We start from the raw sequence: 14,485 nt of genomic DNA, 5'->3' as shown, positions 1-14,485 counted from the left end.
AACCGGCGAGAAGTTACTCCCCTTGTTGCGCGGATAGTAGCAGCCCCGAAAGATAACGCCAAGAGGCATCTTCTCGACCGCACAAAAATAAAGAGGGCGCCACCCGGGCGCCCTCTTTCTCATGCTCGCATCAGAGCGGATCCACTTTGAGGCAGGAGACAGCGTGATCGAAGTTCCCCTCCAGCATGGGCCGGGTCTTGGCACACTCCGGCCCCGCCACCGGGCAGCGGGTACGAAACACGCAACCGGACGGCGGATTCATGGGGGACGGCAAGTCCCCTTCCAGGATCTGGATGACCTTGCTGCGCTCGAGATCCGGATCCGGAATGGGCACCGCCGACATCAACGCCTTGGTATAGGGGTGCAGGGGATTGGCGAAGATCTCCTGGCGGGTACCCAGCTCCACCGCGTTGCCCAGATACATCACCAGCACCCGATCCGAGATGTGTTTGACCACGGACAGGTCGTGGGCGATGAAGATGAGCGACAGCCCCATCTCCTTTTGCAGGGATTTGAGCAGGTTCACCACCTGCGCCTGGATGGAGACATCCAGCGCCGAGACCGGCTCGTCGCAGATGATCATCTTGGGTTCCAGGATGAGCGCCCGGGCGATGCCGATCCGCTGGCACTGGCCGCCGGAGAACTCGTGCGGGTAGCGGTTCACCAGGTTTGGCAGCAGACCGACCTTGGTCATCATGGCCCGTACCTTCTCCTTCACCTCATCCTTTGAGAGCTTGGGATAGAAGGTGATGAGGGGCTCGGCGATGATGTCGCCGATGGTCATGCGCGGATTGAGGGAGGCCAGCGGATCCTGGAAGATCATCTGGATCTCCTTGCGCTTTTCGCGCAGCGCCCCTTGCTCGAGCTTGGTCAGATCCTGCCCAAGCCACACCACCTTGCCATCGGTGGCGGGCACCAGACCGATGAGGGCCCGGGCGAAGGTGGATTTGCCGCAGCCGGACTCCCCCACGACGCCCAGGGTCTCCCCCTCGTACAGGCGCAGGGTGACCCCGTCCACCGCCTTCAGGGCGGAGGGCTTGGCCCAGGGCCAGGCCTTGTCACTCTTGATGCTGAAGTGGACTTTCAGATCCGACACTTCCAGCAGCAATTTCTTGTCAGTCCCCATTTAGTTCACTCCCTTGATCATGGCATCCGATACCCAGTGACAGGCCCGCTCACGTCCATCGCCGAAGGGCGTCAGGATCGGGGACTGCTGGCCGCAGATCTCGCTCACCCGGTGGCAGCGCTCCTGGAAGGGGCAGCCGGTGGGCAGACGCAGCAGGTTGGGCGGATTGCCCGGGATGGTGGGCAGCACTTCCCCTTCGGTGTCGAGGCGGGGAATGGCGCGCAGCAAGCCCTCGGTGTAGGGATGGCTCGGGCGGTAGAAGATGTCGTTGACCCGGCCATACTCCATGGTCCGCCCGGCATACATCACCAGCACCTTGTCACAGATACCGGCCACGACGCCCAGATCGTGGGTGATCATGATGATGGCGGTATTGAACTCGCGCTTGAGCTCGTTCATCAGGGTCATGATCTGGGCCTGCACCGTCACGTCGAGCGCCGTGGTCGGTTCGTCGGCGATGAGCAGTTGCGGGCGGCACAAGAGCGCCATGGCGATCATCACCCGCTGGCGCATGCCGCCGGAGAACTCGTGGGGGTACATGTTCATCCGCTTGCGCGACTCGGGGATCTTCACCGCGTCCAGCATGCGCACCGACTCCTCGAAGGCTGCCGCCTTGCTCATCCCCTTGTGCAGCATCAGCACTTCCATCAGCTGATCTTTCACTTTCATGTAGGGGTTCAGCGAGGTCATGGGGTCCTGGAAGATCATGGCGATCTTCTCGGAGCGAATACGGTTGAGCTTGGACTCCGGCAGGTTCAGGATCTCGTCACCCTGAAACTTGGCGGAACCGGTGATAACGCCGTTCTTGGCGAGCAGACCCATGATGGCGAACGCGGTCTGGGACTTGCCGGAGCCGGATTCGCCGACGATGCCGAGGGTCTCGCCCGCGGACAGAGAAAAGTTGAGGTCGTTGACGGCCACCACATTGCCATCCGGGGTCTTGAACTCGACCCGCAGATCTTTCACATCCAGTAATTTCATAAAGACTCCTTATCCGTCTTTCGCGGCTCTTTAAAACGATCCTGTGGGACTGTTTTATCGATCTTTCGGATCGAGAGCGTCGCGCAGACCATCCCCGAGGAAGTTGAAGCAAAACAGGGTCACCACCATGAAACCGGCGGGGAACAAGAGTTGCCAGATGGCCACTTCCATCGCTTTGGAGCCTTCATCCAGCAGGGCACCCCAGCTGGTCATGGGTTCCTGTACGCCGAGTCCGAGGAAACTCAGGAAGGATTCGAACATGATCATGCCCGGCACCAGCAAGGTGGCGTAGACGGCCACGATCCCGAGCACGTTCGGCACGATGTGACGGGTAATGATCTTCCACTTGGAGACGCCACAGACGTGGGCCGCCTCGATGAACTCCTTGCTCTTGAGGCTCAGGGTCTGGCCGCGCACGATCCGCGCCATGTCGAGCCAGCTCACCGCGCCGATGGCGAGGAAGATGAGCGCCAGGTTTCTGCCAAAGAAGGTCACCAGCATGATCACGAAGAACATGAAGGGGAAGGCGTTGAGGATCTCGAGGACCCGCATCATCAGGCTATCGACCCGACCGCCGATAAAGCCGGAGGCCGCGCCGTAGAGGGTGCCGATGACGACGGCCACCAGGGCTCCCATGATGCCGACCATGAGCGAAATGCGACCGCCGAGCAGGGTGCGCACGAACAGATCACGCCCCAGGCTGTCGGTGCCGAACCAGTGGCCGGTTTCCATGTCCGGTGCGCTTTGCATGGCGCCCCAGTCCGGATCATCGAAGGTGTATTGGGACAGATGGGGCCCCAAGATCACCGCCAATCCGATGATGGAGAGGATGATGAGACTGGTGAGGGCCGCCTTGTTGCGCAGGAAACGGCGACGGGCATCCTTCCACAGGGAGCGTCCTTCCACCACTTCCACTTTCTGGGCGAACGCCTCGACGGCTTCGCGTTTTTCAGTTGTGACTACCATGATGTACTCCCGACTTAGTAACGGATCTTGGGATCGATGACGGCATAGAGAATATCGACCACGGCGTTAAAGGTGATGGTGAGGGCACCGACCAGAATGGTCAGACCGAGCACCATGGAGTAATCACGGTTGAGGGCACCGTTGACGAACAGCTGACCAATGCCCGGCAGGCCGAAGATGGTCTCGATGACCACGGAGCCGGTGATGATCCCCACAAACGCCGGCCCCAGGTAGGAGACCACCGGCAGCATGGCCGGGCGCAGGGCGTGTTTGAGAATGATGTGACGCAGGGGCAGCCCCTTGGCGCGGGCGGTGCGGATGAAGTTGGAGTTCATGGTCTCGATCATGCTGCCACGCATGATGCGCGAGATGGCCGAGATGTAGTACATCATCATGCCAAACACCGGCAGCACCATGAACTGGGCCCCGCCCCCCTGCCATCCACCGGCCGGGAACCAGCCGAGATAGATACTGAAGAAGAGCACCAGCAAGGGTGCCAGCACGAAGCCCGGGATCACCACCCCGGCCATGGCCGACGACATCAATAGATAGTCGATGAGGGTGTTCTGCTTGAGGGCGGCTATGGTGCCAAAAGTCACCCCCAGGGTCACCGCCAGCAGGAAGGCGACGGCGCCAATCTTGGCGGAGACCGGCAGTGCCTGGCTCACCAGATCGTTGACGGTGAAATCCTTGTATTTGAAGGAGGGGCCCAGGTCACCTTGTACCAGGTTGCCCAGATAGGTCAGATATTGCACACCGATGGGCTTGTCCAGACCATATTTGGCCTCGATGTTGGCCAAGACTTCCGGTGGCAGGGCGCGTTCGCTGGTGAAGGGGTTGCCCGGGGCGAAACGCATCATGAAGAAGGAGACGGTGATCAAGACCAGTAGAGTCGGGATCGCTTCCAGTAGACGTTTAAGGATAAATTTCAACATAGACATTTCCTGTCCTGTACTGCTTCCAAAGGGTCGCGGTTGTAATATAAGGCCCGCCATCCGGCGGGCCTGCTTGTTATGCGACTTGTTTCTTTACTCAGTGAGCAATGATGTACATGTCTTTGCTGTAGAGGTTGTCCAGCGGGTTGGCCGGGTAGCCGCCTACATAGGGTTTGACCATGCGGGAGGTCACGTACTGGTAGATGGGGGCAATGGGCATGTCTTTGGCCAGAATGTCTTCGGCCTGGACATACAGCTTGTTGCGCGCCTCGGCATCCACCTGGTTGCGAGACTCGGCCATCAGCTTGTCGAACGCGGGGTTGGAGTACTTGCCGTCGTTGTTGCCGTGGGTGGTCTGCATCAGATCCAGCATGGAAGAGGCTTCGTTGTAATCCGCGATCCAGCCGGCACGACCCACATCGAAGTTACCCTGCTTCTTGGTTTCCAGATAAGTCTTCCACTCCTGGTTCACCAGGCTAACCTGCACGCCGAGCTTCTTCCACATGGAGGCAACGGCCACGGCCACCTTCTTGTGGTTGTCGTCGGTGTTGTAGAGCAGCTCGAACTTGAGCGGCTTGCCCGGGCCGTAACCGGCTTCGGTCAACAGCTCTTTCGCCTTGGCGTCACGCTCGGCCTGGGTCAGCTTGGACCAGGCCGGTGCTACCGGTTTGAAGCCGTCGACAAAATCAGGCACCAGGGCGTAACCCGGGGTCTCGCCCTTGCCCATCACCTTGTCGGCGATCACGTTGCGATCGATGGCGTAGGAGAGCGCGGTACGCACCCGCACGTCGTCAAACGGCTTGTGCTTGAAGTTGTACTGGTAGTAGTAAGTCCCTACGTAGCCGCTGACCTGCACCTCTTTGGGCAGCTCTTTCTTCATCTGCTTGAAGCGCTCGATGGGCATGTTGTAGGTGAGATCCACTTCCCCGGCCAGGTAGCGGTTCAGCTCGGCGTTGGTGGACTGGATCGGCAGATAGGTCACCTTGTTGATGACGGTCTTGGCGTTGTTCCAGTAGTTGGGGTTGCGCTCGACGTCGACCCGCTCGTTGACTACCCAGTCCTTCAGCACATAGGCGCCGTTGGAAACCATGTTGGCCGGCTGGGTCCACTTGTCACCAAACTTCTCGATCACCTTCTTCGGAACCGGGTAGGTGGTGGTGTGGGAGAGCATGCTGACGAAATAGGGAACCGCCTTCTCCAGCTGTACCTCGAAGGTATAGTCATCCACCGCCTTCACACCCAGGGTGTCAGATGGCTTCTTGCCAGCGATGATGTCGGTGGCGTTGACGATGGTCGGGATCTCCATGTACCAGGAGTAGGGAGAGGCAGTCTTGGGATCCACCGCGCGCTTGAAGGCGAATTCGAAATCGTGGGCGGTGACCGGATCCCCGTTGGACCACTTGGCATCTTTGCGCAGGTGGAACACGTAGTGTTTGTTGTCCTTGGTTTCCCAGGACTCGGCGACACCAGGCAGGGTTTCACCCTTGGGGCCGGAGGTAACGAGACCTTCGAACAGGTCGCGCAGAATATTGGATTCTACCGTTCCTTCGGTCTTGTGCGGATCCAGGGTTGCGGGCTCGGATCCATTGCCCTTCACCAGTTGCTGAACGTCTGCCAGCTTGGTACCTGCGGGTACATCGGCGGCTTGTGCCGCATTGATGCCACCAAACAATGCTGCCACCAAGAGGGTATTAATAATTGTTTTTTTATGAGTCATTTCCATACTCCAACAAGAACATTCCATGCATTTGTCCATCCGCGAGCTAAAAAACCTCGCAGCCAGCATAATTCCCTGTGATTTCTGATAATGCAATAGATATCATCAGGGGAACCGCTTCATAATGGTTAAAAAAACAGCTTTGCCCCCATTTATCAGCATTTAAATACTATTCAATGGGCGTTTTTCGTACAAAGCCGCTCGATTCTAGAAAATGACTCACAAAAAAGAAACAAAAAAAGCCGGTCGCAAGGACCGGCTTTAACAAAGCGGAGCTGAATCACATCAAGCCAGGGAAGACTCCCTTGATACCAGCCACCATGATCTCGATGCCAAGAGACATCATGATGAGACCCATGATCCGGGTGACCACGTTGATGCCGGTATTGCCCATCAGCTTGAACAGCAAGGGGGCGGCGCGGAAGATGAGCCAGGAGCAATAGGCAAACGCCACCACCACCAGGAACATGCCCGCCATCTGCGGCAGCGTCTTCTGGCTGGCGTAGACAATCGAAGAGGAGATGGCGCCGGGACCGGCCATCAGCGGCAGGGCCAGGGGTACCACGGCGATGGATTCACGCGCCGCCAGCTCTCCTTTCTCCTGCTTGTTGTGTTTCACCTCCCCGAGCTTGCCCTGCAGCATGGACCAGGCGATCAGGGTAATGAGCGAGCCGCCGGCGATGCGAAACGACGCCAGCGAGATGCCAAAACCATCGAGGATCAACTGCCCCATGCACATGGAGACCATCAGGATGACCATCACGGCGATATGGGCCGTGGTATTGGTCTTGCGGCGCTCATCCGGCTGCATGTGGCCAGTCAGGCTGACGAACACCGGCAACAGGCCCAGCGGGTTGATGATGGCGAACAGACCAACGAAAAATTTCAGGTATAAAGAGAAGTCAATTGCTGCCATAGGCGTCATCCAGAACCAAATCGGGCCACAGGGGCCATCCCAACAAAACTGGACGTAAATTTACACCATGGTTTTTCCCTTCACCAATCAAATAATCTCACCCTTTCCGTGGCTTTTCAGTTAGTTCCTCTAATGTATCGACAAAAATCAACATATCAAGTTGTTAACGCCGCGAAAGTAAAATTAACATTCCAACGATGCCTATTGGCGCATTATACTGCCAGCATCCACTCCTGCGACATTTCCCTTCACTGAAACCACCATTTCCGGACGGAAACCGGAGTCGATAACAAAGCATTCACGATCACTCACTGCCCGACCGGCCCGGCGTCAACACTATGGCCACACTCCCCATTCTGGCAAAACCACCGTACCCGTATGCCTCTTGCATCCCCTTCCGCCTCCCGGCGCCTGGCGAGAGGCTCCGAGCTCGGTCAAACCGGGTCGCAGCGAGCGGCAATGGCCCTCTCCCCCTTGCATCATGAAACTGCGGCCTGCACGCAAGCAGGCTCCACCTCGTCATTGATAGCCAGTCCCGGCATCCAGGGTGGTCAGCGATCAGTCTGTCCGACATTTTCTGATTGAAAGCAACGGGATCCGCCCCTCAGTCTGACGTTTGGCCTTGTTCAGCCCCCTCCCGAGGCCACCTCATGGCGTCATGACAGCCGCTGCCACCGCCTCGAATACGGTGGGCAATCAATCGATAACCACATGAAATATAATTAATTATCCTGCATGCTCTTCAACCATGTTCCTCGATGCGACGCCTCGCTCACCCCCTGCCGCCCTGCCCCTACATCTGTGAAACAAAATTTCTTTTGTTCTTTTGTTACATATGATCCAGATCAAGTTTTTCTGGCGAGACCCCGCTCATAATCGAGCCAGAGAACAGTTTACTAAGACATGTAAATACCCCGTTATGGTGATTCCTTCCTTGACAAGGCATCTATAATTGCCGGGCATTGCCAAGGTCTTACTAAACAGTTTTCAAAATCATCAGGAGATAAACATGGCAGTAACCAATTTGGCTGAACTGGATGCACTGGTTGCCCGCGTCAAAGAAGCACAGCGTGAATTCGCCAGCTTCTCGCAAGAGCAGGTAGACAAGGTTTTCCGTGCCGCCGCCCTGGCCGCCAGCAACGCCCGTATTCCCCTGGCCCAGATGGCCGTGGCCGAGTCCGGTATGGGTATCATCGAAGACAAGGTTATCAAGAACCACTTCGCCTCTGAATACATCTACAACGCCTATAAAGACGAGAAGACCTGCGGCATCCTGAGCCAGGATGACGAGATGGGCACCATCACCATCGCCGAGCCGGTAGGCATCATCTGCGGTATCGTTCCGACCACCAACCCGACCTCGACCGCCATCTTCAAGGCCCTCATCTCCCTGAAGACCCGCAACGCCATCATCTTCTCCCCGCACCCCCGCGCCAAGAACTCCACCAATACCGCTGCCAAGCTGGTACTGGATGCCGCCATTGCCGCCGGTGCACCGAAAGACATCATCGGCTGGATCGATCAACCGTCCGTTGAGCTCTCCAACGCCCTGATGCGTCACGACGACATCAACCTGATCCTGGCCACCGGTGGCCCAGGCATGGTGAAAGCCGCCTACTCCTCCGGCAAGCCCGCCATCGGCGTGGGTGCAGGCAACGTGCCCATCGTCATCGACGAAACTGCCGATGTGAAGCGCGCCGTCGCCTCCATCCTGATGTCCAAGACCTTCGACAACGGTGTGGTCTGTGCGTCCGAGCAAGCCGTCATCGTGGTGGATTCCATCTACAACCAGGTCAAGGAGCGTTTCTCCACCCACGCCGGTTACATCCTCTCCAAGGACGAAGCCGACAAGGTGCGCAAAGTGCTGCTGATCAACGGCGCCCTGAATGCCGACATCGTGGGCCAGCCGGCCACCAAGATCGCCGCCATGGCGGGCGTGACCGTACCGCCCACCACCAAGATCCTCATCGGTGAAGGTCTGGAGCTGTGTGCCGAAGACGAATTCGCCCACGAGAAGCTCTCCCCGACCCTGGGTATGTTCCGCGCCAAGAACTTTGAAGAAGCCGTCGAGATGGCCTGTGACATGGTCAACATCGGTGGTATCGGCCACACCTCCGGTCTGTACACCGACCAGGATCGCAACGCCGACCGCATCAAGTACTTCGGCGACAAGATGAAGACCGCGCGTATCCTGATCAACACCCCGTCTACCCAGGGTGGTATCGGTGACCTGTACAACTTCGCGCTCGCCCCGTCCCTGACTCTGGGTTGCGGCTCCTGGAGTGGTAACTCCATCTCCGAGAACGTCGGTCCCAAGCACTTGATCAACAAGAAGACAGTCGCAAAACGGGCAGAAAATATGCTGTGGCACAAACTTCCGAAATCCATCTACTTCCGTCGTGGTTCCCTGCCAATCGCCCTGGGCGACCTGGAAGGCAAGAAGCGCGCCCTGGTTGTGACCGACCGTTTCCTGTTCAACAACGGCTATGCCGATGAAGTGGTACGCCTGCTCAAGAAGCTGAACATGGAAGTGGAAGTGTTCTACGAAGTGGAAGCTGACCCCACTCTGTCCGTGGTACGCAAGGGCGCCGAGATGGCGAACTCCTTCAAGCCGGACGTGATCGTCGCCCTGGGCGGTGGTTCACCCATGGATGCGGCCAAGATCATGTGGGTCATGTACGAGCACCCGAACACCGCGTTCGAAGACCTGGCCATGCGCTTCATGGACATCCGCAAGCGTATCTACAAGTTCCCGAAAATGGGCGTGAAGGCCGAACTGGTCTGTATCACCACCACCTCGGGCACCGGTTCTGAAGTGACTCCGTTTGCGGTCGTGACCGACGACGCCACCGGCATGAAGTACCCGCTGGCCGACTACGAGCTGACCCCGAACATGGCCATCGTCGACGCCAACCTGGTCATGGGCATGCCCAAGTCCCTGTGCGCCTTCGGCGGTATCGATGCGGTCACCCACGCCATGGAAGCCTATGTCTCCGTACTGGCCAACGAGTACTCCGACGGTCAGGCGCTGCAAGCCCTGAAACTGCTCAAAGAGTACCTGCCGTCCAGCTACATCAACGGTGCCAACGACCCGGTTGCCCGCGAGAAGGTACACAATGCCGCCACCATCGCCGGTGTCGCCTTTGCCAACGCCTTCCTGGGTGTCTGCCACTCCATGGCGCACAAACTGGGTGCCGAGTTCCACATCCCGCACGGTCTGGCCAACGCCCTGCTGATCAGCAACGTCATCCGCTACAACGCGAACGACAACCCGACCAAGCAGACCGCGTTCTCCCAGTACGACCGTCCGCAGGCCCGTCGTCGTTACGCCGAAGTGGCTGACCACCTGGGTCTGACCAATGCCAGCGACCGCACCGCAGCCAAGATCGAGAAGCTGCTGACCTGGCTGGATGAACTCAAGGCGACCCTGGGTATCCCGGCCTCCATCCGTGAAGCTGGCGTCAACGAGGCCGACTTCCTGGCCAAGGTTGACCAGCTGGCCCTGGAAGCCTTCGATGACCAGTGCACCGGCGCCAACCCGCGCTACCCGCTGATCACCGAGCTCAAAGCCATCCTGATGGATACCTACTACGGTCGTCCCTTCATCGAGGAAGCCCCCGCCGCCGCGCCGGTCGCTGCCAAAGTTGAAGCCAAGGTTGAGACCAAGAAGAAATCCAAGGCCTGATAATCCAGCCTGATGACAGAAGCCCGCGCACCTGCGCGGGCTTTTTTATTTGTCTATCTGTTTAATTTTGCTAGCTTATTGGTAGGCAAACACGATACCAGAGCGAGCATATGGCGCTGATCCAAGCCTCCATCGAACAGTTAAGAGTCGGCCACTACATCCATCTCCCCACGGGATGGACCAGCCACCCTTTCATGTTCAATGCCTTCAAGATCCGCGATCAGCAACAACTCGACATCCTGCTCCATCTCGAGCTCACCCTGTTGATGGTGGATCCCGACAAGAGTGATCTGCCCATAGAGCCCCTGCTTCGCGCCGAACACACCCAGACGACGCCAATCGAACCCGAGCAGGAGCAGTCTCTTCCTGACACCCCACTCTTCGATGAGAAGGCATTTCGTAAATCCCTTCGTGCCGCCGACAAGGCGTTTGGTCAGTCCCTCTCCGAGCTGCGCGATGCCCTCGGCGCCCTCAATCTCAAGCCCGATGAGGGGCTGGCCAACACCATGCAGATCGTGCGCAACGCCGCCGCCCGTCTCGCCGAGCACCAGGGACCCCTCGGCCTGCACCTTATCCGCAGCCAGCACACCGATATCCTGTTGCAACACAGCCTGAACGTGGCCTTCATCGCCATGCTGATGGCCCGGGAGCAGGAGATGAGCCCCATCGAGATCGAGGAGGCGGGGCTGGCCGGGCTAATTCACGACATAGGCGAGCTCAGGATCCCGGGGCAGATCACCCAGAAACGGGGGGAGCTCAGCCGCGCCGAGCAGAATTTTCTCAACATGCACCCCCAGTACGGCCTGGAGATGCTCAACCAGTTGCAGGCCTTTGAACCCCGGATCCGCGAGGTGGCCCACCTGCATCACGAGCGCCTCGACGGCAGCGGCTTTCCCCTCGGCATCAAGGGAGGAGAGATCCCCCCCCTCGCCCGCCTCATCGGGCTGGTGGATTACTATGACGAGCTGTTGCATCCTCGCAGCAGCACCAATCCGGCGGCGCCGAGCCAGGCCATCGCCCAGCTCTACAAGCTCTCCCAGAAGAAATTCGACCAGGACTTGGTCAGGCTGCTCATCAAGGTGCTCGGCGTGTATCCCCCGGGCTCCCTGGTGCGATTGGACGACGACTCCGTCGCCCTGGTGCTCTCCACCGAGCCCACCATGCCCCTCAAGCCCAAGGTGTTGCCCTATGTCAGGGCCCAGCGTCCGGAGGCGGTCGCCATGCTCGATCTGCGGGAAGATGAACGCAGCATCGTCGCCACCCTGCGCCAGGAGGACCTCGACGAGGGGCAACGCCCCTTCTTCAACCTGACCCGGCGCTTCTGTTACTATTTCGCCTTCTGAGTTATCCCCAGAAGCTGGGGATAACTCATTGGACAAACCTGAATAATTGCCAGCTGCCCCTTAAAATCGTTCCCTATCGGGGCTGAATAAAAAACGCCCAGCTAAAAGCCGGGCGGAGCATGCCACCTCCGTGTGGCGTATCCTTCGGATACATTCATGCACTCACCAGCAATATCAATCCCGTGCCGATTACACAAATATCAATTTAACATGCTGATTTAATGTGGTTTTATTTTTCATTTCTGGCACACTGCGCCGCGCTGCGCTGCCGAGACGCCAAACAATGCGGGATCGGGATCACAAAACCCCAGCGGGGCCTGGCAGTCCAATCCGGCTTTAAGGAACGTTTTTCATGCAGTTAGTCCTCTCCCTGCTCCAGCAGATGAGCGTCAGCCTGGTCATCGCCTACCTCTTTTCCAAGAGTCCACTGCTGCGTCCCCTCGCCAACTACTCCGTCAGACTGCCCCACAAGGTCCTGATCTACGTCATCTTCTCCTCCTTCTGCATCCTCGGCACCTATGTGGGGCTCGACATCGACGACGCCATCGCCAATACCCGCGCCGTCGGTGCCGTGCTGGGAGGTTTGCTGGGGGGACCTCTGGTGGGCTTTCTGGTGGGGCTGACCGGTGGCCTGCACCGCTATACCCTTGGCGGTTTCACGGATCTCGCCTGCGCCATCTCCACGACCTGCGAAGGTCTGCTGGGGGGCCTGGTGCACTGGCGACTGATGCGAGCCAACCGGGTGGAGGACTTGTTCAAGCCGCGCATCGCCTTTTTCACCACCCTGTATGCCGAGATGCTGCAGATGGTCATCATCCTCCTGGTCGCCACCCCGTTCGACAAATCCCTGCTGCTGGTGCGCACCATCGCCACCCCCATGATCCTCGCCAACTCCTGCGGCGCCGCGCTGTTCATCAGCATGATCCGCGACCAGCAACGAATGTATGAGAAGTTCTCCCGGGTCTTCTCCGCCAAGGCGCTTACCATCGCCAACCGCACCGTCGGCATCATGACCCAGGGTTTCACCGTCGAGGCGAGCCAGAAAATCGCCCACATCGTGCAGGAGGAGACCGGCGTCGGTGCCGTCGCCATCACCGACACCCAGAAGATCCTCGCCTTCATCGGCACCGGCGAGGATCACCACAAACCGGGCACCCCCATCACCTCGGCCATCACCCAGCAGGCCATCGCCCAGAACCGGGTGCTGTTTGCCGATGGCAACCGCCAACCCTATCGCTGCAGTATCTCAAGCCACTGCCAGCTCGGCTCCGTGCTGGTGATCCCGCTGCAGGGGGACGAGGGAGTGATCGGTACCATCAAGCTCTATGAACCCAAGAAGCGGCTGTTTCTCAAGATCAACCACACCCTTGGGGAAGGGATCGCCAATCTGTTGTCACAACAACTGCTGAGCGGGCGGCTGGAGCAGCAACAGCGGCTGCTGGTGCAATCCGAGCTCAAGCTCATCCAGGCCCAGATCAATCCCCACTTCCTGTTCAACACCCTCAACACCATCAGTGCCATCACGCGGCGCGAGCCCGAACGTGCCCGCCAGCTGCTGCTGCACCTCTCCCGCTTCTTTCGCAAGAATCTCAAGCGCCAGGATGGGCTGGTCACCCTGCAAGAAGAGCTGGATCACTGCCAATCCTATCTGGAGATAGAGCAGGCCCGCTTCGGGGAGCGGCTTCGCGTGCAAAACGAGATCCCGCCCCATCTGGGGGAGCTGATACTGCCGAGCTTCACCCTGCAACCCCTCATCGAGAATGCCATCAAGCACGGCATCTGCTCCCTCCTGGATCAAGGGTGCATTCGCCTCTTCGCCCAGGAGCAGGCGCACGAGGTCATGCTCTGCGTGGAAGACAACGCCGGCGCCTGGCAGACCGGCACCGGCGGAGATGGACTCGGCATGAGCATCGTCGACAGGCGGCTCAAGAGCGCCTTCGGTGAACGCTTCAGCATTCAGGTAACCTGCGAGCCGGAGCAGTGGACCCGAGTCAGCTTCACCCTGCCCAAGCCCCCCGGCCCCCTCACCAAGGAGATGACATGATCCGCGTGATCCTCGTCGATGACGAACCCTATGCCCGCGCCGAGCTGGCGGAACTGCTCGCCCCCGAGGCCGACATCGAGATCCTGGGCACGGCGGCCAATGCCATCGAGGCACTGCCCCTCATCCAGTCACTCAAGCCGGATGTGGTCTTCCTCGATATCCAGATGCCCAAGCTGAGCGGCATGGATCTGGTGGCCATGCTCGATCCCCTGCCCCGCATCGTTTTCGTCACCGCCTTCGATGAGTACGCCATTCAGGCGTTCGAGGAGAACGCCTTCGACTACCTGCTCAAACCGGTGGAGCCCGCCCGCCTCACCAAGACCCTGGGGCGGCTCAGACAGGATCTCAGCCCTCTGCCCATGACGACCCTGGCGCCTGTCATACGCCACATCCCGGGCTACCTGCACAACAGGGTCAGACTGCTGCCTACCTCGCAGGTGGAATATGCCTTCTCCGATCTCGGCGGCGTCCATGTGGCCTGTCAGGGGGAGCTGTTCCATACCCAGCTCACCTTGAAATCCCTGGAAGAGAAGACACCGCTGCTTCGCTGCCACCGCCAGTATCTGGTGGCGCCCGCCGCCATCTTCGAGATCCAGCTGCTGGACAACCAGCTGGCCGAGATAGTCACCCCGAGCGGGGCGCGTGTGCCGGTCAGCCGTCGCTATCTCAAGACATTGCGGGAAGAACTGGGCCTCGAATAACGCGCCCTGACTGTGCGCCGGATCACAATGGTTCGCCGCTCGCTTCGCCATGGCGCCGCTCACGACCTTTA

The 14,485-nt window shown here is 59.0% G+C and carries 10 protein-coding genes; 4 read left to right on the top strand and 6 right to left on the bottom strand.

The window, feature by feature from the left end; translation table 11 throughout:
* Positions 1-130: 130 nt before the first annotated feature.
* The 6 genes from oppF to ACW5W7_RS15100 form a co-directional block, all read right to left on the bottom strand.
* On the bottom strand, positions 131-1,126 hold the full coding sequence (oppF, locus tag ACW5W7_RS15125; RefSeq protein WP_434667261.1) for a murein tripeptide/oligopeptide ABC transporter ATP binding protein OppF: 996 nt from the start codon (positions 1,124-1,126) through the stop codon (positions 131-133).
* Entirely contained in the window at positions 1,127-2,107 is a 981-nt protein-coding gene (gene oppD / locus ACW5W7_RS15120) for an oligopeptide ABC transporter ATP-binding protein OppD (RefSeq protein ID WP_456502238.1), read from the bottom strand.
* 54 nt (positions 2,108-2,161) lie between these two features.
* Positions 2,162-3,073: an oligopeptide ABC transporter permease OppC gene (gene oppC, locus ACW5W7_RS15115; RefSeq protein WP_434667255.1), complete on the bottom strand. Its 912-nt coding sequence runs from the start codon at positions 3,071-3,073 to the stop codon at positions 2,162-2,164.
* A 14-nt stretch (positions 3,074-3,087) separates the two neighbouring features.
* A complete protein-coding gene (oppB, locus tag ACW5W7_RS15110) occupies positions 3,088-4,008 on the bottom strand; it encodes an oligopeptide ABC transporter permease OppB (RefSeq protein ID WP_434667252.1) in 921 nt (306 codons plus the stop codon).
* Positions 4,009-4,105: 97 nt separating this feature from the next.
* Positions 4,106-5,725, bottom strand: coding sequence for an ABC transporter substrate-binding protein (locus ACW5W7_RS15105; RefSeq protein ID WP_434667249.1), 1,620 nt, complete (start codon positions 5,723-5,725; stop codon positions 4,106-4,108).
* A gap of 280 nt (positions 5,726-6,005) precedes the next feature.
* Positions 6,006-6,641, bottom strand: coding sequence for a YchE family NAAT transporter (locus tag ACW5W7_RS15100; protein ID WP_349921828.1), 636 nt, complete (start codon positions 6,639-6,641; stop codon positions 6,006-6,008).
* Positions 6,642-7,650: 1,009 nt separating this feature from the next.
* On the opposite strand from ACW5W7_RS15100, the gene adhE reads away from it, so the two are divergent.
* The 4 genes from adhE (at position 7,651) to btsR (ending at position 14,414) form a co-directional block, all read left to right on the top strand.
* On the top strand, positions 7,651-10,326 hold the full coding sequence (adhE, locus tag ACW5W7_RS15095) for a bifunctional acetaldehyde-CoA/alcohol dehydrogenase (protein WP_456502237.1): 2,676 nt from the start codon (positions 7,651-7,653) through the stop codon (positions 10,324-10,326).
* A 110-nt stretch (positions 10,327-10,436) separates the two neighbouring features.
* Complete coding sequence (locus ACW5W7_RS15090) at positions 10,437-11,669, top strand: HD-GYP domain-containing protein (RefSeq protein ID WP_456502236.1); 1,233 nt, start codon at positions 10,437-10,439, stop codon at positions 11,667-11,669.
* Positions 11,670-12,021: 352 nt separating this feature from the next.
* Positions 12,022-13,713, top strand: a complete 1,692-nt coding sequence (locus ACW5W7_RS15085) for a LytS/YhcK type 5TM receptor domain-containing protein (protein WP_456502235.1) — start codon at positions 12,022-12,024, stop codon at positions 13,711-13,713.
* Positions 13,710-14,414, top strand: a complete 705-nt coding sequence (gene btsR, locus ACW5W7_RS15080) for a two-component system response regulator BtsR (protein ID WP_349921824.1) — start codon at positions 13,710-13,712, stop codon at positions 14,412-14,414. Before ACW5W7_RS15085 ends, btsR begins: the two co-directional genes overlap by 4 nt.
* The last annotated feature ends 71 nt before the right edge of the window (positions 14,415-14,485 follow it).

The organism is Aeromonas intestinalis (assembly GCF_054052485.1).
The sequence above is the reverse complement of the archived record's forward strand: the minus strand, read 5'-3'. Positions and strand labels throughout refer to the sequence as shown.